This window comes from Kaistia dalseonensis (genome assembly GCF_030814715.1).
GTDB lineage: Bacteria > Pseudomonadota > Alphaproteobacteria > Rhizobiales > Kaistiaceae > Kaistia > Kaistia dalseonensis.
On record NZ_JAUSVO010000006.1, the window covers coordinates 181,900 to 202,280 of the forward strand.

Consider the following 20,381-nt stretch of genomic DNA (forward strand, 5'->3'; position numbering starts at 1 on the left):
CAACACATGGCATTGCGCCGCCGCCCATGGCCCGGACCGTATCGTTCCCGCTATCCCGATGCCCCGATCATCACCACGAAAGCGCGCGAGAGTAACCGCTGGAGTCTAGCGCGATCCGAACCGCCGCCTCGCCTCGTCCGTCGCCGGCATATAGAGCGAAACGGCCGTGCCTTCGGGGTCGCGGAACTGGAACGTCCTGTTGCCCCACGGCATCGTCTTCAGGGCATGGACGAGGGGGACCCTGTCCTTGAGGCGCGCATAGTCGGCCTCGATGTCCTCGACCTGAAATTCGAGATAGGCGGTGCGATTGGCACCGGGCTCGGCACTGCCCGCCCGCCAGAGCGCCACGGTTTCGACGGTGCCGATCGCAAGCGTCGCGCCCGGCGTCACGATTTCCGCGAAGACCGGGGCGAGCCATTCGGCGGTCAGTCCCGTCACCATTTCGTAGAAGGACACCATCGACTGGATGTCGGCCGCGATGAGGCGGATGGATGCGAGTTTCATGGAAGTTCCTTTCGGGTCGGCCGCAAGGCGCTGCGGCATGCCGGAGCGCTTGTCGCACAGCGCTGCTGCCAGCATACTGTCAGCAGGAGTCAGCATGCGCCGCGCCGACCGTCTGTTTCAGATCATCCAGATCCTGCGCCGATCGACCCGACCGGTCACGGCGGCAACGCTGGCGGCGGAACTCGAGGTTTCGCAGCGCACCGTCTATCGCGACATCAGCGACCTGATGGATCAGCGTGTCCCGATCGAGGGCGAGGCGGGGCTCGGCTATCTGCTCGCCTCCGGCTATGACATGCCGCCGCTGATGCTGACACCGGACGAACTGGATGCCGTCGTCCTCGGCGCGCAATGGGTTATCGGCCATGGCGACAAGGCGCTCGTGCATGCGGCCCGCGACCTGGTTGCGAAGATCGCAGCCGTCGTTCCCGAGGCGCTGCGCCCGCACATCATCGAGCCGGCCGTCGGGGTCAAGCCTGCGACTGACGGCGCGGCCGATGACGGCGTGGACCTTGCCGGTCTTCGCGCGGCCATCCGTCATGGCCGGAAGGTGCGGCTTCGCTACCGATCGGAGACCGGCGCGGAATCGGATCGGACGATCTGGCCGGTGCTGATCGGCTATGCGGAGACGAGCCGGCTTCTCGTGGCCTGGTGCGAACTGCGCGCAGGCTTCCGGCATTTTCGCATCGACCGGATGATCACGGCCGAAATTCTCCCGGAGAAAACGGGCCTGCGCCAGGGCGAATTGCGAAACCGCTGGGAGCGTTGGCGCGAAGAGCAGCTCCGCCTGTTTCGGCCGCCGGCAGGGCATTCCTAGGGCGGCGCGGACGGCGTGGCGGGCCCGGCCCAGAGCGTTTCCGAGCGACGTGGAATGCGGTTCGCGTGAAGGAAGCGCGACAAATCAAATAGATGGATCATTTCATCGTTTCCATGAAACGATGAAATGATCTAGGTCCAGAGCGCGATCATAGGGCCGTCGGCGCCCCCGACGGGGTCCGCATCCGGCCGTGCCACGGCGGCGATCCGCGCGCGTATGGCGCCCGTGTCGCCCGCCGCCGAACGGATGAGGTCATAATCATGGCCCGGCGGATAGCCGCCGATCACCAGCAGCGCCCGGCTCGACGAGATCAGCCTGTGCCCGGTTCCGGCCGGCAACAGCAGCGCATCGCCGGCCTTGACGATGAACGCCCTCCCCGCCTCGCCGCCGAGTTGAACGGTCGCCTCGCCACGCGCGATTCCGAGCACTTCATGCGTATTCGAGTGGAAATGCGTAAAGGGATAGATGCCGTTGCGAAAGCCGACGACCCAGCCGTTCCGCTCGAACAGCCGGTCGAAGGCGTGCTCCGAGGCCGCTAGGAAACCCGGATCGATCGCGCCGGCATAGACGACCAGCGGCCAGCGCGGATGATTGGGAACATCGCCATCATCGGCAAAGGAAAAGCCTTCCACCCGCATTGTCCCCGCTCCCCTTGATCGATCGCCTTCTCCAGAAGTCGCGCGGGCGGCCGCGGTTGCATGGCCCGCCCTAGAGATCCAGCATACCCCGCCCGACCACCACCGCATCGCCGCCGATCCGCGTTGCGTGCAAGGCGCCGTGGCTGACGTCGATTTCCAGCGCGATCAGGCTCGGACGGCCCATTTCGAAACCCTGCTCGATGAAGAAGCGGTGCGTGCCGGTCGGCAACTGGTCGAAGGCGAGCACCGGCCCGGCAAAGCCGGCCGCCGCCGAACCGGTCGCCGGGTCTTCGACGAAGCCTTTCCCGAGCCAGAACATGCGCGCGCGGAAATGGTGATCCTGCACCGTCGTCTCGCGCGTATAGACATAGGCCGCGAGGTCGCCGGGGAAGCCCTTTTCCCAGAGATGGGCCTGCGGCCGCAGCCGCGCCATGACCGAGAGATCGCGGACTGGCACGAAGATATAGGGCTTGCCGGCCGAGAAGCCGGAAACGGTGTGGTTCTCGAAGCCGAGATCGCTGGTCGTCAGGCCGAGCGCCGCGGCGATCGCCTCGCCATGCAGCGGATCATCCGTGCGGCGCGACAGGCTCGGCACGTCGAAGATCGCATGGCCGAGGCTCTGCGACTTGAGCGCGACGGCGCAGCGCACGAAGCCGATCTCCTCTTCGAGCACCATCATCGCGTCGCGGCCGGGCGCGCTGTCGCCGAAATCCTCCAGCGCGAGCAGGACGGCGGAGCCGACGGTCGGATGGCCGGCAAAGGGAAGCTCGCGCGCCGGCGTGAAGATGCGGATGCGCGCGCGATGGCCCGGCCGTTCAGGCGGCAGCACGAACACCGTCTCGGCGATGTTGAACTCGGCCGCGATCGCCTGCATGCGCGCGCCGTCCAGCCCCTCGGAATCGAGCACGACGGCGAGCTGGTTTCCCTCGAGCGGGCGGTTGGCGAAGACATCGAGCAGGACATAGCGACGGGACATGGCAACCTCATGGGCGGGATTCGTTTGTCATAGCATGAGACGCCGATCATTTCGGCCCTGTGACCACTTTCATAGGCGACCCGACCACGCCGTGATCATCTCCTCCTCATTCAGCCAGCGTTCAGCTTGCAGCGTCTAGAAACAACCCGACAACGCCCCAGGAGGGCACGATCATGAAGATTATCGCCGCCGCCGCTCTCGCCACCACCATCGCGCTCACAGCGATGGCCGCTTCCACCACCACCGCTTCGGCCGACTGGTATGGCGGCAATGCGGTGGGCGGCTTCGCGCTCGGCACGGCCGTCGGTCTCGGCATCGGCGCCATGGCAGCCCAGCCGCGCTATTATGACGAGACGCCGCGCTATGTCCGCCGCGCCGGCTGGAGCGCGCATGTCGAATATTGCCAGGATCGCTATCGGTCCTACGATATCCGCACCGACACCTATTTGAACAGATACGGCCAGGCCCGCCGTTGCTACGGCTCATATTGAGCTTTGGTCGCCACCAATTTCCCGGGTCGACAATTCCCCGCCGGCGACGGCGGGGTTTTGATCTTCAATACACTGGAAGTGACTGAAATATACTTTGATCATAAGGTCCGTCATTATCCGAACTGTCTTATTTTTGCCAATTTGCGCTTCCCATATACAGACAATCAGGAATTGCCTGCTGTCTTGTACTGACAAGGAGATTTCACCATGAAGAGCCTGGCTTCGATCGGTCTCGCCGCCGTGCTCGGCGTGACGGCCATCGTCGGGACCACGGGTGATGCTTCGGCCCAATGGTATGGCCGTGGCGGTCCCGGCTGGGGCGGCCCTGGTTGGGGTGGCCCCGGCTGGCATGGTGGCCCGCCCCCGCCCCCGCCCGGCGGCGGCTATTACTATCGCGGCCCGCGCTATTATGGCGGCTGGTACGGCAATCCCGGCGCGGCCGCAGCGGCTGGCGCCATTGTCGGCCTCGGCCTCGGCGCGGCGATCGCCTCGCAGCCCTCCTATGGCTATGAGGTTCCGCCGCCGCGTGGCGTCGCATGGCGCAATCATGTGAGCTACTGCGAGGATCGCTACCGCAGCTACAACCCGTCAACCGATACCTTCATCGGCTATGACGGCCGCGCCTATCGCTGCGTCGGCTCGTACTGAGCCCTTCGAAACGACGTTAAAGAGCCCCGCGGGAGCGATCCCGCGGGGCTTTTGTTTTCGTCCAACGAGGTCGCTTTCGCCCGCCCGCCTCAGGCCGTCCTGGCGGTGTAATCCATCTGCCTGAGGTCATCGAGGAGACTCGGGCCGGTCGGCAGCCAGCCCAGCTTTTCGCGCGTGATCGCGCTGGACGCCACGATGTCCGCCGAGGCGAACATGGCGAACCAGCCGAAATGCGCCGCCGCCTCGTCTTTCGAGAGAGAGACGACCGGAAGCCTGAGCCCGGCGGCGACGGTCTCTGCGATATCGCGTGCCGCCACGCCTTCCTCGGCGACCGCATGATAGCGCGCGCCGGCCTCGGCCCGCTCGAGGGCGAGCACATAGAGCTTGGCCACATCGAGCACATGGCCGGCCGACCAGCGGTTCGCGCCCTCCCCGACATAGGCGACTGTGCCCTTGGCGCGCGCCATCTCGATATAGGGCGAGATCAGGCCCTGCTTGACCGTATCGTGCACTTGCGGGAGCCGCACGACCGAGAGGTTCACGCCGTCTTCCAGCAGGGCCTGCCCGGCCTGCTCCGAGGCGATGCGCGGATTGAAGTGATGCGCGTCGAAAACGTCCTCCCGCGCCGGCTGACCATTGCGCGGATCGCCGATCCCGACGCCCGAGGTGATCAGCATGGGCCGATCCGATCCCTTCAGCACCGATCCGAGCGCCGCGATGACGCGCCGATCCTTTTCGCAATTGGCGACGAAGTTCGAGAAATCATGATCGAAGGCCGTGTGGATGACGGCGTCGGCGTTCCGGGCGCCCTCGGCGAGCCCGGCCGGATCTTCGAGCGTTCCGAGATGGGCGCTCGCACCCGCCGCGGCGAGCGCGTCTGCTCCGGCCCTGGACCGCGCATTGCCGATCACCTCATGGCCGGCGGCCAGAAGTTCGGGAAGGATGTGGGACCCGATGAAGCCCGTGGCACCCGTGAGGAAAACACGCATGGGAAAATCTCCGATATTGACGGACGGCCTGATCCCATGAAAAATCGTCCTGTTAAAGTAGTGACTTTATCATGGTATAATGACCAACAGGATCACGAGCGTGACGGTTTCCGAAAACGTCCTGGGCGCATTCCTGCGCGATCGGCGCATGCGGCTCGACCCGGCCGTCTTCGGCTTCCAGGTCGGACGCCGCCGCACGCCGGGCCTGCGCCGCGAAGAGGTCGCCCAGCGCGCGAACATCAGCCCGACCTGGTACACCTGGCTGGAACAGGGGCGCGGCGGCGCGCCATCCGCCCATGTGCTCGACCGGATCGCCGCAGGGCTCATGCTGACCGAACCGGAACGCGACCATCTGCACATTCTCGCCTTCGGCCATCCGCCCGAGGCGCGATACCGTGAGCCCGAAGGCATCAGCCCCAGACTGCAACGCGTCCTCGACGCCATGCCCTTCAGCCCGGCCATCCTCCGGACGGCGACATGGGACGTGGTGGCGTGGAACAAGGCCGCGACTGTGATCCTGACGGACTATGCGAAGCTTCCGAAGGACAAGCGCAACATATTGCGGCTGATCTTCTCCGACGAACGGGTGCGCGCGGCGCAGGACGATTGGCGCAACGTCGCCCGCTACGTCGTCGGCGCCTTCCGCGCCGATGCCATGCGGGCGGGCGCCGGCGTCGAAATCCAGCTCCTGGTCGACGAGCTTTCCGCGAGCAGCCCCGAATTCAAGGCGCTCTGGGACGACAATGAAGTCACCGGCATGCGCGACGGCATCAAGCGCCTCCACCATCCCCTCCTCGGCGCCATCGAGCTCGAATTCTCGACCTTCGCGGTCGAAGGGAGATCGGATCTGAACATGCTGGTCTACAGCCCGGCGAATGAGGCGGTGATGGAGCGGTTTCAGGCGGTGATTGGGGCGGCGGGGCGGTGAGAGGCTATTCGGGCCAGGGCATCGCGGACGGCAACCGCGCCGCCGCGGTCCTTGTTATTGCGCCCCCCCAGCGACCCGGGCGCTGATGGCAACTTCCGACCCCGTTTCGGTCGTTCAATCCTGAAGCGCGAATTCTGAATAGCTGACGTTCTCCGTCGGCGTCGCCAGTGGTAAATGCGGCGATACCCTCAGCCCTGTGGGCACGGCCCACTATCCTAACGGGCCGTGCGGTTCCCTTAGTTTCCAATATGCTAGACTTGCCCGGGAAAGGGAAACCTCCATGGCTACGCTGGAATCGCATGTAGAGGCACTAATCGCGGAACTGACGCGCATACAAGCTCCTGGATCGGTACCGGGACCGGATGAGGAAGGATTCTCGTTTCCAGGGCAAATTGCCGTCGGGAATGACCGCTTCATAATGACGACGCCGGAGATGGAGCGGCTGATCGAGCTTTTTTCGCGGGAGTTCCAACGCAGCGATCCGATCCTAAGCCGCTCTCATACCGATAAGGAATGGAATTGGATGGTGCGGGGTGCCTTCGGCCCGGCGCTGATGCTAATCGATCTCGATGAAGACCGGCAAGAGAACGCCCGCACTGTTATCGCTGCCATCCGCGTGGCCGTTAGTGGACCTGCCAAGACACACGGCCCTGCTGAGCATTCGTTCGGCTGCACTCTGTTTGGCAACTTTGAGGTCGCACCGTTTTCGATTGGTCCAGTACAGTTTGAGCCACGTCCGGCGTGGCTCGCACGCAAGCTTTCCGAAGGCGACGTTAGCAAGACCACCGCGCAGCGCATCATGCGCGTCTGGTCTGGAGGCAAACCGCGTAAGCGCAAGAGATCGGTAGATTTCATGCGGGAGCAGAATATTCTCGATGCAGTGGGCAAGTGTCCGTATGTGTGTAGTGTGCGCACTGAAGGGCTCGCCTCCGAAGCCGGTCGTCTTAAAGCGCAAACGGCTGCGCGCCTTGCACTGACAGGAATTGCCCTGCACTGGGCCGTACCCTCCAAAGCGCTCGATGGGTTTCGCCTGTTGGTCGATCCGTCAGTTCGCCGCCAGCGCTCGCTGGTGTTCAAACCGAAGGTCAAGACGCTGTCTGGCGGCAACCTGATGGGCCTGCCGCATGGTCCGAATATTAGTCCTGGAGAATGGGCCAAAGAACTGGCGAAGCATCGCGATGACTTCGATGTGGTGGGCGAGGCGATCACCTATTACCTCTCGCGTGATGGGAAGGTCGCGCGTCCAGCGCTCATGAATACATTTGCGCAGGCGCTGCTATGGTTTCATGAGGGGTGCCGAGATGAGGTGGATCTGATGGCAGTTGTGAAGTTCTCGGCGTGCCTTGATGCCCTCGCTAGTGGCGGCAAGTCCAGCGGGATCAGAAGCCTAATCCGAGCCCGGCTGGGCATGCAGGACGACAAACCCATCCGCAAGGATGGCCCCACCATGCACCAGGCTGTAGAAGAGATTTACAGCTCGGGCCGCAGCCGCACGATACACGGCACCAACGACAAGTTCGGCAATGACTGGTCATCTACTCGGGCGCTTGCAGAACAGTTTGCGCGGATGTGCCTTGTGATGAGTCTGGACTGGGCAGCCAGCAATCCTGCCAGCGACGACCCACTGGCTCTCAAGAAGTGAATGAATAGGGTATGCCCTCAGCGGACTTGCCACTTCCAGCCCCAATTCCGTGATCGGCGGAACGACCGCTGCCTTAAGCGCCCATTGAAAAAGCGGACAGGCGGGAAACCACCCCATTTCTGACCCCGTGGCCGATTTGCCGGGGCGGATGGATTCCCGGATGACGACGTTGGTTCGAAGACGTTCAATATGAGGTGCCAAGCGGCACGAAAGAAGATTTGCTGAACGCCCGTCCACTTTGAGTGCGTTTTTTTTGGAGCCGGTGAAGGCGCGATGGAATCCGCAGGGCCTTTTGTCCGGGCTCAGCCGCCAAGCCATCCCTCAAGGGGAGGGTTTTGCCGCCGGTGGCCGACGAACGCCGTCACCTCTCCAGCTCCGTCATCCCGGGCTTGACCCGGGATCCATTCCGCCGAAGCGCAGATCGCCCCAGCGGCCGAAATCACGGCTGTATGGGTCCCGGGTCGAAGCTCTGCTTCGCCCGGGATGACGGCGTTCTTAAAGGCTTCGGCTGCGCAATACAGGGAGTCGAAGGCCGTCCCCCTTCGAGCGCAGGCGCTGCAGAACCTTGATCCGGCGGATTTTGGGGGAAAGGCCCGCCTTCTGGGCGAAAGGCCCGTCTGTCGGCGGGCCCAAAGGCCGAACGGCCTACTTCAACGAGATCGCCATGCCGCTGATATCGGCGTTGATCTGGAGTCCCGTCTGCGTGCCCGAGAGTTCGAGCCGGGCGCCCTTTTCGTTGGTCATGACGATGACCTGGGCGCCCTTGACGGCTGCGCCGCCGCCGCCGGCCGCGGCGTAGACACCCGCCACGTCCGAGGCGCGCTTGATGTTGCGCACGGTGCCCTGGAAATTGGTCCTGGAAACGCCGAAGGCGAGCCCGCCCGACAAGCCGCCGATCGCGATCGGATAATTGCGACCCTGGAAGGTCAGCGTGCCATCGCCGCCGGAACCGCCGACGAAGAAGGCCGCCTTGTAGATCGAGAAGCGGATCGTGCCCGTATCGGCATGCGCCGCGCTGGCGGCACCGACGGCCACCGCCGCGACAGCGGCAACAGCAACGGCACGGAGTCTGGACGAGATTATCATAGTGGTCGTTCCTCTGGATCGCCGCGCGCCCAGCGGCTGGGCTCGTCAGCATTGCGTCACGCTACAACTGAACCGTCGCGCCCGCTATTGGTTCCAGGCCAAGAACTTCCAAGCAAATGGCCTCCAAGCACATAGCTTCCAAGCACATGGCTTCCAGGCACACGGCTTCCAGCCGCTCCGCCCCGATCGGCGGCCTCGATGGTCCGGCCGCTCCGCTCATGTTCCGTCGGCAGAAAACAAAAACCCTTGAACGCGCCCCTGCGGGCGGGTTCAAGGGGTAGCAGCGCCAGCGCCGATATCGCCCTCCTCCCTCGGCAACGGCCGAGGGAAGAGGAGAGACGGCGGGGAAGACCTTAGTTGCGGGCCTTGTCGACCAGCTTGTTCTTGCCGATCCAGGGCATCATGGCGCGCAGCTGCTCGCCGACGGCCTCGATCTGGTGCGAGTCGTTGTTGCGGCGGATCGCCTTGAAGCGGGCGGCGCCGGCCTTGTATTCCTGCATCCATTCCGAGGTGAACTTGCCGGTCTGGATATCAGAGAGAACGCGCTTCATCTCGGCCTTGGTCTCGGCGGTGATGATGCGCGGGCCGGTGACATATTCGCCCCACTCGGCCGTGTTCGAGATCGAGTAGTTCATGTTGGCGATGCCGCCCTCATAGATGAGGTCGACAATGAGCTTCACCTCGTGCAGGCACTCGAAATAGGCCATTTCGGGCGCGTAGCCGCCCTCGACCAGCGTCTCGAAGCCGGCGCGGATCAGCTCGACCAGGCCGCCGCAGAGAACCGCCTGCTCGCCGAACAGATCCGTCTCGCACTCTTCCTTGAAGGTCGTCTCGATGATGCCCGAACGGCCGCCGCCGACGCCGCAGGCATAGGAGAGCGCGAGCTCGAGCGCATTGCCCGAGGCGTCCTGCGCGATCGCGACCAGGCACGGCACGCCGCCGCCCTTCTGATATTCGCCGCGAACCGTATGGCCGGGGCCCTTCGGCGCGATCATGACGACGTCGACCGTCTTCTTGGCCTCGATCAGGCCAAAATGGACGTTGAGGCCATGGGCGAAGGCGATCGCGGCGCCGTCGCGGATGTGCGGGGCGATGTCGGCCTTGTAGATGTCGGCCTGGAGCTCGTCCGGCGTCGCCATCATCATCAGGTCGGCCCAGGCGGCGGCCTCGGCCACCGAGAGGACCTTGAAGCCATCGGCCTCGGCCTTGAGCGCCGTGGTCGAACCCGGACGGAGCGCGACGGCGAGCTCCTTGGCGCCGGAATCCTTGAGGTTCAGCGCATGGGCGCGGCCCTGGCTGCCATAACCGATGATCGCGACCTTCTTGGACTTGATCAGATTGAGATCGGCATCACGATCGTAATAGACGCGCATGGAATATTCCTTTCATCCCGTCCGTTCGTTTCCCGCGCCGGCTCTCTCTGGAGCCGGTCCGGTCCCGTGCCGGCCCTCTGGGGACAGCCCGGTGGTTCTTTCAGCGCCATAGAGGCGCAGAAACTGGTCGATCGCCTGTTCCGCTCGCGCGGCCGGCGATTGGTCGTCGAGCCCGTCGCCGAGCAGCAGGCGCACATGCATGTCGCGCACGACGAGGCCGTAGAGCGTGCGATAGGCCTCGCGCGTATCATCGAATGCGATCAGCCCGGCCGCGCGCCCGGCCTCGAGCAAGGCGGAAAGCCGCGTCTCGATCGGCTTGCGGCCATGTTCGCGCAGCAGCCGGCCGAGCTTCGCCTCGTCGCGGCGCGCCTGGCCGATCGCAAGGCGGTTCAGCGCCAGCGACATGTCGCCGGCGAGCACGCGCAGCAGATTGGCGCCGATGCCGATCAACTGCGCCCTGAGCGCCGCGCGGCCGACCGCGCCGGAGGATTGCGGCTCGGCCCGCACCTGGCTCGACTGGAAGGTGATCATCGCGGCCAGCAGGCCATCGCGATCACCAAACCATTTATAGAGGCTCTCCTTCGAGCAATTAGCCGCGCGCGCCACGCCCGCCGTGGTCAGCGCCCGCTCGCCGCCCTCGACCAGCAGCGCGAGCGCGCTTTCCAGAACGGCGTTCTGGCGCGGCGAATAGGTCTCGCCCGCTGTCGTCGCCATCTCGGTCGTCGCTGCGCTCATCGCCGCCAAATCCGTCGGTCTCCCGATCGCCCCTGTCTCGAATGCCACCCGCAGCGCATTTTGCTGCAATGCAGCGTACCGTACGGTACGGTTCCTTGGCGATACAGGAGGGATATCGGCAGGTCAAGGGGCGAAGCGCGCCCATCGCTCTGCCGACGCCGCGCCCGGCCGAGCTGGCCGCACGGCCGGCCGATCGCGTGCTCGTGCCCGGACGCTCCGTCAGCCCGCCATCAGCGCATCGAAGACAGGGGCCGGATCGTCGGCCTCGATCAGCCGCTTGCCCGAGATCACCCAGATCCGCGTCGCCACGGCCTGGACGAAGGCGCGGTCGTGGCTGACGAGAAGGCAGGCCGCGCCGTGCTCCACCAGCTCGCCTTCCAGCATCTCCTGTCCCTCGATATCGAGGTGGTTGGTCGGCTCGTCCAAGAGATAGAAATTCGGCCGGGACAGCCTTAGCAGCAGCATAGCCAGCCGCGCCCGCTGGCCGCCGGAAAGCCGGGCGACAGGCGCCGGCTGGGCGTCGATGCCGATGCCCGCCGCGGCGAGTTGCGCCCGTGCCTGGTGGTCGGCGAGCGCGCCGCTTCGCTTCACAGCGTCCCAAGGCGTCGGAAACGCATCGAGCTGCGACAGCGACTGGTCGGAATGGCCGAGTTCGAGGCTCGCCGCGCCTCGGATCTGCGGATCCGCGCCGGCAAGTGCCGCCCGTACCCTTTCCACCAGCCGCGTCTTGCCGGTGCCGTTGGCGCCGAGCAGGGCGATGCGGTCCCCCTTCTCGATCCAGAGCCTGCCGGTGCGGAACAACAACCGTCCGTCCGGCGTCGTGATCGCCGCATCCTCCAGCGTCACCAGCGCCTTGGCGTGGCTGCCGCTATTGGTCAGGCGGATCGCCCCGGCCGAGCGTTCCTGATGCGCCGGTCTGGCCCGTTCCTCGAGCTTGTCCGCCCGCTCCGAAAGCTGCCGGGTCTTCACCACCAGCAGGTCGGAGCCGCTGTTGATGCCGATATTCTTGAGCTTGGCCGCCTGCTGGCGCAGCGCCTTCACCTTGCGCATGTCGTTTTCGAACTGGCGATCGCGCGCCGCATCGCGCTCCGCCAGGACTTGCGCGGCGCGGGAATAGGCGAGCGGGACGTCTTCGCTTGCCTCCGGCCGCAGGAACAGCGTGCGGTTGGTCACGTCGTCGAGGAAGACGCGATCATGGCTCGCCGCAACCACGGCGCAGTCGCGCGGCAAGCCGGCGAGAAACCGTTCCAGAACGCCGATCCGGCCGATGTCGAGATGGTTGGTCGGCTCGTCCAGCAGCAGCAGGTCCGGCTCGACCACCGCCGCGCGGGCAAGCAGCATGGTGCGCTGCCAGCCGCCAGAAAGACTGCGGACGGCGCGCCCGCGCATCGCCTCGTCGACGGCGAGATCGTCGAGCAGCACATCGACCCGCCAGCCCTCCGTCTCCGCCACTTCGGGCGCGAGCGCGTCGCGCACCGCATCGTGGAAGCTGAACGACAGCAGGCGTTCGGGCGGGTCCTGCGGCGCGACGGCCACGACCAGCCCGCGCGATCGGGTGACGGTTCCGTCGGTCGCCTCCTCCTCGCCCGCCAGGACGCGCAGCAGCGAGGACTTGCCGCGGCCATTGGCGGCGACGAGCCCGAGGCGGTCGCCCTTGGCGATGGAAAGGCTGAGGCCGGCGAAAAGGGAAATGTGACGGGTGAGCGAAAGCTCTTTGGCGGCAATCAGGGACATGGAGGTCTCATCGGATCAGAGAGGCACGACAGAGCGTGCCGGAAAGGCTGACGACGAGACGGCGATGCGTTCCCTGGTCAGCCCCGCGAGATCAGGCGCGGGGCGAGGACAGGCCCTCGGGTTCTGTCATGGAAGCGACGATGCAGCACCGGCTTCCCCTTTGCGTGAGTCCAATGACGAGGGAAACGTAGCAATCCGAGCTCGCACTGACAAGGCAATCGGCTCTGGGGCACGCATCGGTGCCGCTCCCTTGGATCAACAGCAATTCGCCAGCGTCGATCGTGGCGTAGGGTCGGCGCACCCTTTTTTCAAAGCTGAAGGCACCGCTGATGCGGGCCTGAGGAACGCCGCTCGTGGGTTAGGGCACCAAGCCGAGCAACGGAGCCAGTCGGGCACGGACATCGGCCATGAATGAATCCGGCACACGCTCCAGAAACCCGAACAAGCGCGACTCGTTGTGGACGAAGCGGATCTGGTCGATCAGCACGACGCCGCGCGTCAGCAGATGGTCCGGCAAGGGCAGGTTCCAGTTCCAGTCGCCACGTGTAGTGCTGACCGGGCAAACGATCGAGCGGCCGGCTGCGATATTGTAGGCGAGCGGCGTCAGGATCAGCGCCGGGCGGCGGCCGGATCGCTCGGTTCCACGGTTCGGGCTGAACTCGGCCCAGACGAGATCACCGGCGTCGTGCGGCATCACGCCCGCTCACAATGTCATCGTAAGTGATCTCGCCGCGCGCATACGCATCGTCTGGAAGAGCTTCACCGCCGCGATCCGCCCCCCACTCGATAAGATCGGGCGGACCCTCGGGCCCGGCTGGGCCTGTGCCGTCAAGCAGTTCCTCAAGCGTGTAGCGCCGCGTCACGGGCCGGAATTCCAGGATCCCGCCCCGCGTCTCGACATCGAGTTCCTGTCCGTCGGATAAGCCCGCTTGATCGACAATGTCCTTGGGAATGCGAACGGCAACACTGTTGCCCCATTTCGCGACCTTGACACGCATGACAGCCTCCTCGCTTCGGATATCCAATGTATATCCGAAGCGAGGATTATTCAATGTCGATCGACGCCTATGTCGCGTCCGGCCCGCGCGTGATCGCCGCGACGCCGGTGCGCGAGACTTCGACGAGGCCGAGCGGCTGCATCAGCAGGATGAACTGGTCGAGCTTGTCGGTCTTGCCGGTCAGCTCGAACACGAAGCTCTCCGTCGTCGCGTCGATCACGCGGGCGCGGAACGCCTCGGCGAGCCTGAGCGCCTCGCTGCGCAATTCGCCCGCGCCGCGCACCTTGATCAGCAGCAATTCGCGCTCGATCGCCTTGCCCGTCACGGTCAGGTCCATGACGCGGTGCACCGGCACCATGCGCTCGAGCTGCGCCTTGATCTGCTCGATCACCTGCGGCGAGCCGGTGGTGACGACGGTGATGCGCGAGCGATGCTTCTCGTGCTCGGTCTCCGAGACGGTCAGGCTCTCAATATTGTAGCCGCGGCCGGAGAACAGGCCGATGACGCGGGCTAGAACGCCCGGTTCGTTGTCGACGAGCACCGAGAGCGTATGGGTCTCGGTGGCGTCCTTGCCTTCCTTGATCGCATAGACGGATCCAGGCTGCATGATGGTCTCTCCGTGTGTTCTTGTTCTGTCGGTTCAGACCAGCGCCGCGCCGGCCTTGTCGATCGCGTTGGCGATCGCCTCGTCGGTCGCGTCTTCCGGCAGCAGCATCTCGTTATGCGCCTTGCCCGAGGGGATCATCGGGAAGCAGTTGGCGAGGTTGGCGACGCGGCAATCGAACAGCACCGGCCCCTTCGCCGCGATCATCGCGTCGATCGCGTCGTCGAGCTCGGATGCCTTCTCGCAGCGCATGCCGATCGCGCCATAGGCCTCGGCGAGCTTCACGAAATCCGGCAGCGCATCGGTATAGGAATGCGACAGGCGATTGCCGTGCAGCAATTGCTGCCACTGGCGCACCATGCCCATATACTGGTTGTTCAGGATGAACACCTTGACCGGCAGTTCGTGCTGGATCGCCGTCGACATCTCCTGAATGTTCATGAGGATCGACGCGTCGCCCGCAATATCGATGACCAGCGCGTCGCGATGCGCCGTCTGCGCACCGATCGCCGCCGGCAGGCCATAGCCCATCGTGCCGAGCCCGCCCGAGGTCATCCAGCGGTTCGGCTCATCGAAATGGAAATGCTGGGCGGCCCACATCTGGTGCTGGCCGACCTCGGTGGTGATGAAGGTCTGCCGGCCCGTCGCCTTCTCGAGCGCCTTCGTCTTCTCATAGAGCCGCTCGATCGCATATTGCGGCATGATCGTCTCGCTGGTCTGGCGATAGGCGAGGCTCTTGCGCGTCCGCCAGCGGTCGATCTCGCCCCACCAGTTCTTCAGCGCCGCCTGGTCGAGCTTGTGGCCCGCCGCCTTCCAGACCGCCAGCATCTCGGAGAGCACATGGGCGACATCGCCGATGATGCCGAGATCGACGCGGACATTCTTGTTGACCGAGGACGGGTCGATATCGACCTGGATCTTCTTCGACCCCGGCGAAAACGCGTCGAGCCGGCCGGTGATGCGGTCGTCGAAGCGCGCGCCGATCGCGATCATGACGTCGCAATCATGCATCGCATTATTGGCCTCATAGGTGCCGTGCATGCCCAGCATGCCGAGCCACTGCTTGTCGGAGGCCGGATAGGCGCCGAGACCCATCAGCGTCGAGGTGATCGGAATGCCCGTCAGGCGCACGAATTCGCGCAAGAGCGCCGCGGCTTCCGGCCCCGAATTGATGACGCCGCCGCCGGTATAGAAGATCGGCTTCTTCGCGCCCGCGATCAGCTCGACCGCCGCCTTGATCTTCGCCGGATCGCCCTCGACCTGCGGATGATAGGTCTTGTGCTCGACGCGGGCCGGGCCCTGATAGGTGCCGGTCGCGAACTGCACATCCTTCGGAATATCGACGACGACCGGCCCCGGACGGCCGGAGCGGGCGACATAGAACGCCTCGTGCAGGACGCGGCCGAGATCGTTCACGTCCTTGACCAGCCAGTTATGCTTGGTGCAGGGCCGCGTGATGCCGACCGTATCGGCCTCCTGGAAAGCGTCGGAGCCGATCAGATGCGTCGCGACCTGGCCGGTGATGCAGACCATGGGGATCGAATCCATCAGCGCGTCGGTCAGCGGCGTGACCATATTGGTAGCACCCGGCCCCGAGGTGACGAGCGCGACGCCGACCTTGCCGGTCGAGCGCGCATAGCCCTCCGCCGCATGCCCCGCCCCGCCTTCCTGGCGGACGAGGATGTGCTGGACCTTGTCCTGCTGGAAAAGCTCGTCATAGATCGGCAGGACCGCGCCGCCGGGATAGCCGAAGAGGTGTTCCACGCCCTGGTCGATCAGCGCCTGAACGACCATCTCCGCGCCTGTCATCTGCCGTGCCATCTTAATCGCTCCGTGACGGACCACCATCGCTCGGTCCGCTTTTCTTCAGTTCCATCAAGCCAATAAAAAAGGCCCTCTCGGGGCCCATTTTCGCGCACTACCTGTCGTGACGGCTTCAAACCATCAGGCAGTGCGCTCCGATACTACAAGAATGCTGAGGCGGATCATGTCCGGGCCCTTCGAACGAGAAATTTCGCGGAACATGGCGCAGGACAAAGCGGGCGTCAAGAGGGGCAGGAAGAAAGTTGCGCGGGAGGGGTGTGGAGGGAAAGGAAATTAGGGGGTAGCCCGCAAACGATCAGCTACCAGTGATTGCAGTTAGGACACAATAGGACTTGAGTGCCAGAGTGATTTCCACCCTTATCGGTCCTAGTCTAGCTCAAACTCGCAGGCGGCCTCGGCAATGACTAAATTCATCGGCAGTGACCCCAACATTTTCGCTGAGAAAATGCTTGATTCAGGCTTTTTTCCCGAGAATTTGCCGCCTGTTTTCAAGATTGAAAACTTGCATGAAGCAGCAATTGGAGCGCTCTCAACCAACCATTACTTAACCGATAAACCAACGGAAGGTGCCCGATACAATGCTTCAAAGAGGAACGGTCAACGACGTATATTCACAATGCCTAATCCCGTATTTATGGTCGACTGCTCTATATTCTTTAGTGAATATTCCAGCCAAATCGATGAGCATTTGTCATTGTCCGCCGATGGACCCTCAAACCCGTTGTTCAACGACGGCGCGGGTCGACCAATAAAAATAAATAGCCATCCAGAATTCCATAGAAGACGCCGAAAGGATCTTGCCCTTTCCAGATACGTGGTAAAGACAGACATATCTCGTTTCTTTCATTCTATTTATACGCACTCGATATCGTGGGCGTTGCACGGAAAAACAGATGCAAAAAAGGACCGCCGCGACAGTTCTGAAACGGTGTTTGGTAACCGTCTAGACAAGATTGTACGCCAGTCGCAAGACGGACAAACAATCGGAATTCCAGTTGGACCAGATTTCTCACGATTAATATCTGAAATAATTGGAGTATCCATAGATCATCGATTCAGAATTGATAACGGAGGAAACATCCCACTATTAAGGCTGGTTGACGACATATATATCGGTGCAGATAATTTGGATGACGCTAACAGTTACTTGAGCTCTATCAGGGACTCTATTCGCCAGTTTGAACTGGATATTAATGAGTCGAAAACTACCATACTCGAGTCCAGCGACGATCTGGAGCCATTCTGGCCCGTAGAAATTCGACGAGAGATCCAGACATTTTCCGCGGATGATATTACCAACAATCGTCAGAGCCGAGCAGACTTTGTTCATTTCATGGACGAAATTCTTCGAGCTGCAAAAATTAGAAATGATGAGGGCATTGTTAAATTTGCCCTTAGGAAGATTGATGACTTTAACATATGGAACATATATTGGGATTTACTTGAGCCTTTTCTAATAAGATCGGCAATCAGCTTTCCGCACTGCTGGGACTATGTTGCGAGAGTCGTCGCATGGCGGCAGCGGAAGCACGGCGTTGATTCGGACTTGTGGCGACAAGTTGCCGAAAAGTCGATCGCGCGTAGCGCCCGTTCGGGAAACGATTCAGAAGTAATATGGGCTCTTTGGATGCTCAAAGAGCTTGGCCAGGCGATATCACTCAGCTTGGTCGAGTCAATAATAAAACGCTGCGGGCCATTCGTCGTCTTATTATGCTTAGATGTCCACCAATCGTCTGCTTCTACCTACAACTTTCCCAAAGATATTTTGCTTGATCGCATTGGCGAACGACCGATGTTGGGGAGTAATTGGATATTATCTTACGAGGCGGATCGTCAATTTGGATTTCGGCTTAAATCAAAGAATTTGCAAGGGAGCGATTTCTTCCAGTCTATGTACGACAATAACACATCATTCTATGATCGCAGTGCTGACCCGGTTGTTTTTGAGAATGATGTCACGGGAACTTCCGCCAAAAATGCAATCGAAAAAGGCATAGGCGACTATGATGATTATTTTGATGATGAACCTGACGGCAAAGAAGATGATGAGTTCTAAATTCATCTGCATTCTATAAATAGTCGCGGCCAGCCAGGATTTTCTTTCGGTCGTTCGTGCGCGCCCGCATCCCCAAGAGGGTCGTAGATGGTCGGGACCAGCCGACTATGACAACGGCGCGGGGTGAGGCGCAGGCTGTCCTTGGATGGCGTTGGCTATTCGTTGAGGAGCGAGGCTTATCCCGGTCAGGCCGTCCGCTCGCAGGTCAGGCTCACCTTTCGGCTGGCTCCTCCCTTCGACACACCACACCGGCCGTCATGGCCGCACTTGTTGCGGCCATCCACGTCTTGCTTTGGTAAGTCGGAGCATGCCCATGGCCAGCCATAAAGGCGTGGATGGCCGGGACGAGCCCGGCCATGACGGCTGCGTGGCGTGAGTCGCCAGCAGCGCCCTGCTACCAATTCAATTGCTCGTAGAGATCATCCCATTCGGGGTTCTGCTCGTGGATCAGCCGGACCTTCCAGGCGCGCGGCCAATGCTTCATCGTGCGCTCGCGCTGGATCGCCGCGGCGATATTGTCGTGCACCTCGACCCAGACCAGTCGCTTCAAGCCATAGCGCTCCGTGAAGCTCCCAATCACCAATCCCTCGCGATGCTCGAAGGCACGCCGTGCGATATCGTTCGTCACGCCGAGATAGAGCGTTCCGTTCTTCTTGTCCGTCATGATGTAGACGTAAGCGGCCATATGTCGAGCACAACGCAACCTCGGGCCGTCGTCAATGGGTTTTGGGGCGGCAAGCCCGGCGTGGGACGAGCCCTGCCATGACGGCGTCTGGCTATGAACCAAAGCCTCGTTTGGACTATCGTCCCAGGGCGGACGGGATTGCCACCAACAATTGTCATCCACCGCCGTCATGCCCGCATTCATTGCGGGCATCCACGTCTTGCTTTTGGCCGTGGTGCGCCAGGGCGGGTGTCAGAAAGGCGTGGATGGCCGGGACAGGCCCGGCCATGACGGTTTTGATGAACCGCCCAACCCGACCTCAGGCCGTCATCCCGGGCGGAGCGCAGCGGAGACCCGGGACCCATTCAGCCGTGATGCCGGGTGCCTGTCATTCCCAATGCTCCGGCTGGATGGGTCCCCGCTTTCGCGGGGATGACGGCACTGGAAAGAGGGTGATGGCGCTAGAGAGGGGCCGCGCTGGCGTCGATATGACAGCAGAAGCGGCAGGACGGCATGGCTCCGCTTAACCCGCCCCTTGCGGGCGGGTCGAAAACGCCCTTGCGTTTTCGGGGCGGGGTTAGCCTTGGCGAAGCCGAGGCGTTCTTGCTTTCGGTGCGTTCTGAAGAGCCGGTATCCGGCCCCCGCAACCCGACCCCGCCCCAAAACCGCCTCGCGGTTTTGACCCGCCCGCAAGGGGCGGGTTAAGCGGAGTGTGGGGGCGTCATGGGCAGTCCAGCATCAAAGCCGTCATGCCCGCATTCATTGCGGGCATCCACGTCTTCCTTTCGTCCGTGGTGCGCCTGAGCAGGTAACAGCAAGGCGTGGATGGCCGGGACAGGCCCGGCCATGACGGCGTTGGGTTGCCGGAGGCGAGTTTGTCGGCGACGGCTGGAGTTGCGCATTGGCAGCAGGCCATTCCTATCGAGAAGGAGCGCCGCACTCTTCGCTTGGCGTCGATAGGAATAATTTCCTTGACATGTCCCTCCCCTTTCCGGCATGCTCCCTCCATCCCGTGACGCGCCGGGGGCGGGCCTGGATCCGGTCCTTGCCTGATGCGTCCAAAGGGAGCGGCGCGTGCAGGCGGGGGAAACCGGTCCTTCGTCTCCGCGAGGCCTGCGATCATGCCAGCGGACACTATGATCCGTCGTGAGCGGCACCCATCGTGCCGCGCACCAGGGTTGGAGATCGGTCCGTTCCTCCGCCGCGATCAACCCCGGTCAGGAGGACGGACGTCCGAGTGCCTTCGCGCAGCGCGCGTCGAGCCGTCTCCCTCCCGCCAGGGCCGATCGGAGGACAGAAATCGCCGCGGCGGATGCGCGACGAGCGCCATATACGGAACTAACCCCAAGCGGTGCTTCTCGCGCATCCGCCTCCCCCCGGCCATCGCCGGCCCTGCCCCGCCGAGCACGAACCCGGGCGATCCGCCACGGGATCGCGCAACCGCGCCGCGACGCGAGAATGCCGACCGAGCCACCCGACCAGACCATCCGGCCATGACATCCAGCCCCCCCCTAAACCCAGCCATGAAGCCTGCCCAACCATGACGCCCCGCCATGCACCCCTCGCCATCACGCCGGAGGATGACGCGGCGACGCCGATCGCGGCGGCTGTCATGGCGTTGGGGCGCAGAGCAGCGCTATCCCGGCCGGGCCATGAAGGGGGCGCGGCCGCGGCGAC

General features: G+C 63.2%; 19 protein-coding genes. 6 read left to right on the plus strand and 13 right to left on the minus strand.

Translation table 11 applies throughout. The features are described from left to right. Positions 1-105: 105 nt before the first annotated feature. Positions 106-504: a VOC family protein gene (locus QO014_RS20350; protein ID WP_266350588.1), complete on the minus strand. Its 399-nt coding sequence runs from the start codon at positions 502-504 to the stop codon at positions 106-108. Positions 505-598: 94 nt separating this feature from the next. Between QO014_RS20350 and QO014_RS20355 the strand changes: the two genes are divergently transcribed. Then, entirely contained in the window at positions 599-1,318 is a 720-nt protein-coding gene (locus QO014_RS20355) for a helix-turn-helix transcriptional regulator (RefSeq protein ID WP_266350589.1), read from the plus strand. Between the two features lie 131 nt (positions 1,319-1,449). Here the strand turns inward: QO014_RS20355 and QO014_RS20360 are convergent, their stop codons facing one another. Both QO014_RS20360 and QO014_RS20365 read right to left on the minus strand, forming a co-directional pair. Further along, positions 1,450-1,956 (minus strand): cupin domain-containing protein, encoded by a 507-nt coding sequence (locus QO014_RS20360; protein WP_266350590.1) that lies wholly within the window; start codon positions 1,954-1,956, stop codon positions 1,450-1,452. Between the two features lie 70 nt (positions 1,957-2,026). After that, positions 2,027-2,932 carry a PhzF family phenazine biosynthesis protein gene (locus tag QO014_RS20365; RefSeq protein WP_266350591.1) on the minus strand — a complete coding sequence of 302 codons (906 nt, stop codon included), beginning with the start codon at positions 2,930-2,932 and terminating at the stop codon, positions 2,027-2,029. Between the two features lie 173 nt (positions 2,933-3,105). Between QO014_RS20365 and QO014_RS20370 the strand changes: the two genes are divergently transcribed. Next, entirely contained in the window at positions 3,106-3,423 is a 318-nt protein-coding gene (locus QO014_RS20370; RefSeq protein WP_266350592.1) for a BA14K family protein, read from the plus strand. A gap of 207 nt (positions 3,424-3,630) precedes the next feature. Continuing rightward, the gene (locus QO014_RS20375; RefSeq protein WP_266350593.1) at positions 3,631-4,071 is read left to right on the plus strand and encodes a BA14K family protein; all 441 of its coding nucleotides are present in this window, start codon (positions 3,631-3,633) and stop codon (positions 4,069-4,071) included. Between the two features lie 89 nt (positions 4,072-4,160). On the opposite strand, the gene QO014_RS20380 is transcribed toward QO014_RS20375, so the two are convergent. Further along, positions 4,161-5,060 (minus strand): SDR family oxidoreductase, encoded by a 900-nt coding sequence (locus QO014_RS20380; RefSeq protein ID WP_266350594.1) that lies wholly within the window; start codon positions 5,058-5,060, stop codon positions 4,161-4,163. Between the two features lie 79 nt (positions 5,061-5,139). Between QO014_RS20380 and QO014_RS20385 the strand changes: the two genes are divergently transcribed. Together QO014_RS20385 and QO014_RS20390 are read left to right on the plus strand one after the other, a co-directional pair. Then, a complete protein-coding gene (locus QO014_RS20385) occupies positions 5,140-5,988 on the plus strand; it encodes a helix-turn-helix transcriptional regulator (protein WP_370877182.1) in 849 nt (282 codons plus the stop codon). Positions 5,989-6,268: 280 nt separating this feature from the next. Beyond that, on the plus strand, positions 6,269-7,630 hold the full coding sequence (locus QO014_RS20390) for a hypothetical protein (protein ID WP_266350596.1): 1,362 nt from the start codon (positions 6,269-6,271) through the stop codon (positions 7,628-7,630). Positions 7,631-8,275: 645 nt separating this feature from the next. Here QO014_RS20390 and QO014_RS20395 read toward each other — a convergent pair. From QO014_RS20395 to QO014_RS20430, 8 genes are all read right to left on the minus strand, one after another. Next, positions 8,276-8,716, minus strand: coding sequence for a hypothetical protein (locus QO014_RS20395; RefSeq protein ID WP_266350597.1), 441 nt, complete (start codon positions 8,714-8,716; stop codon positions 8,276-8,278). A gap of 353 nt (positions 8,717-9,069) precedes the next feature. Further along, a complete protein-coding gene (gene ilvC / locus QO014_RS20400; RefSeq protein WP_266350598.1) occupies positions 9,070-10,089 on the minus strand; it encodes a ketol-acid reductoisomerase in 1,020 nt (339 codons plus the stop codon). Between the two features lie 12 nt (positions 10,090-10,101). Continuing rightward, the gene (locus QO014_RS20405) at positions 10,102-10,824 is read right to left on the minus strand and encodes a TetR/AcrR family transcriptional regulator C-terminal domain-containing protein (RefSeq protein ID WP_266350599.1); all 723 of its coding nucleotides are present in this window, start codon (positions 10,822-10,824) and stop codon (positions 10,102-10,104) included. 219 nt (positions 10,825-11,043) lie between these two features. Then, entirely contained in the window at positions 11,044-12,558 is a 1,515-nt protein-coding gene (locus tag QO014_RS20410) for an ATP-binding cassette domain-containing protein (RefSeq protein ID WP_266350600.1), read from the minus strand. A 358-nt stretch (positions 12,559-12,916) separates the two neighbouring features. Continuing rightward, the gene (locus tag QO014_RS20415; protein ID WP_266350601.1) at positions 12,917-13,252 is read right to left on the minus strand and encodes a type II toxin-antitoxin system PemK/MazF family toxin; all 336 of its coding nucleotides are present in this window, start codon (positions 13,250-13,252) and stop codon (positions 12,917-12,919) included. Continuing rightward, entirely contained in the window at positions 13,233-13,556 is a 324-nt protein-coding gene (locus QO014_RS20420) for an AbrB/MazE/SpoVT family DNA-binding domain-containing protein (protein WP_266350602.1), read from the minus strand. The genes QO014_RS20415 and QO014_RS20420 overlap by 20 nt, the downstream gene beginning before the upstream one ends. 67 nt (positions 13,557-13,623) lie before the next feature. Further along, a complete protein-coding gene (gene ilvN / locus QO014_RS20425; RefSeq protein ID WP_266350856.1) occupies positions 13,624-14,166 on the minus strand; it encodes an acetolactate synthase small subunit in 543 nt (180 codons plus the stop codon). Positions 14,167-14,196: 30 nt separating this feature from the next. Beyond that, on the minus strand, positions 14,197-15,981 hold the full coding sequence (locus QO014_RS20430) for an acetolactate synthase 3 large subunit (RefSeq protein ID WP_266350603.1): 1,785 nt from the start codon (positions 15,979-15,981) through the stop codon (positions 14,197-14,199). A gap of 403 nt (positions 15,982-16,384) precedes the next feature. On the opposite strand from QO014_RS20430, the gene QO014_RS20435 reads away from it, so the two are divergent. Further along, complete coding sequence (locus QO014_RS20435; RefSeq protein ID WP_266350604.1) at positions 16,385-18,040, plus strand: RNA-directed DNA polymerase; 1,656 nt, start codon at positions 16,385-16,387, stop codon at positions 18,038-18,040. Positions 18,041-18,434: 394 nt separating this feature from the next. Here the strand turns inward: QO014_RS20435 and QO014_RS20440 are convergent, their stop codons facing one another. After that, positions 18,435-18,725, minus strand: coding sequence for a GIY-YIG nuclease family protein (locus QO014_RS20440; protein WP_266350605.1), 291 nt, complete (start codon positions 18,723-18,725; stop codon positions 18,435-18,437). Positions 18,726-20,381: the final 1,656 nt, after the last annotated feature.

Excerpts from the sequence above, each read along its gene's own strand:
- QO014_RS20355 (WP_266350589.1), top strand. The coding sequence starts at position 599 with ATGCGCCGCGCCGACCGTCTGTTTCAGATCATCCAGATCCTGCGCCGA.
- QO014_RS20415 (WP_266350601.1), bottom strand. The coding sequence starts at position 13,252 with ATGCCGCACGACGCCGGTGATCTCGTCTGGGCCGAGTTCAGCCCGAAC.
- QO014_RS20440 (WP_266350605.1), bottom strand. The coding sequence starts at position 18,725 with ATGGCCGCTTACGTCTACATCATGACGGACAAGAAGAACGGAACGCTC.
- QO014_RS20410 (WP_266350600.1), bottom strand. The coding sequence starts at position 12,558 with ATGTCCCTGATTGCCGCCAAAGAGCTTTCGCTCACCCGTCACATTTCC.
- QO014_RS20370 (WP_266350592.1), top strand. The coding sequence starts at position 3,106 with ATGAAGATTATCGCCGCCGCCGCTCTCGCCACCACCATCGCGCTCACA.
- QO014_RS20395 (WP_266350597.1), bottom strand. The coding sequence starts at position 8,716 with ATGATAATCTCGTCCAGACTCCGTGCCGTTGCTGTTGCCGCTGTCGCG.
- QO014_RS20420 (WP_266350602.1), bottom strand. The coding sequence starts at position 13,556 with ATGCGTGTCAAGGTCGCGAAATGGGGCAACAGTGTTGCCGTTCGCATT.
- QO014_RS20380 (WP_266350594.1), bottom strand. The coding sequence starts at position 5,060 with ATGCGTGTTTTCCTCACGGGTGCCACGGGCTTCATCGGGTCCCACATC.
- QO014_RS20405 (WP_266350599.1), bottom strand. The coding sequence starts at position 10,824 with ATGAGCGCAGCGACGACCGAGATGGCGACGACAGCGGGCGAGACCTAT.
- QO014_RS20360 (WP_266350590.1), bottom strand. The coding sequence starts at position 1,956 with ATGCGGGTGGAAGGCTTTTCCTTTGCCGATGATGGCGATGTTCCCAAT.
- QO014_RS20365 (WP_266350591.1), bottom strand. The coding sequence starts at position 2,932 with ATGTCCCGTCGCTATGTCCTGCTCGATGTCTTCGCCAACCGCCCGCTC.
- QO014_RS20435 (WP_266350604.1), top strand. The coding sequence starts at position 16,385 with ATGACTAAATTCATCGGCAGTGACCCCAACATTTTCGCTGAGAAAATG.
- ilvC (WP_266350598.1), bottom strand. The coding sequence starts at position 10,089 with ATGCGCGTCTATTACGATCGTGATGCCGATCTCAATCTGATCAAGTCC.
- QO014_RS20385 (WP_370877182.1), top strand. The coding sequence starts at position 5,140 with ATGACCAACAGGATCACGAGCGTGACGGTTTCCGAAAACGTCCTGGGC.
- QO014_RS20390 (WP_266350596.1), top strand. The coding sequence starts at position 6,269 with ATGGCTACGCTGGAATCGCATGTAGAGGCACTAATCGCGGAACTGACG.
- QO014_RS20375 (WP_266350593.1), top strand. The coding sequence starts at position 3,631 with ATGAAGAGCCTGGCTTCGATCGGTCTCGCCGCCGTGCTCGGCGTGACG.
- QO014_RS20430 (WP_266350603.1), bottom strand. The coding sequence starts at position 15,981 with ATGGCACGGCAGATGACAGGCGCGGAGATGGTCGTTCAGGCGCTGATC.
- QO014_RS20350 (WP_266350588.1), bottom strand. The coding sequence starts at position 504 with ATGAAACTCGCATCCATCCGCCTCATCGCGGCCGACATCCAGTCGATG.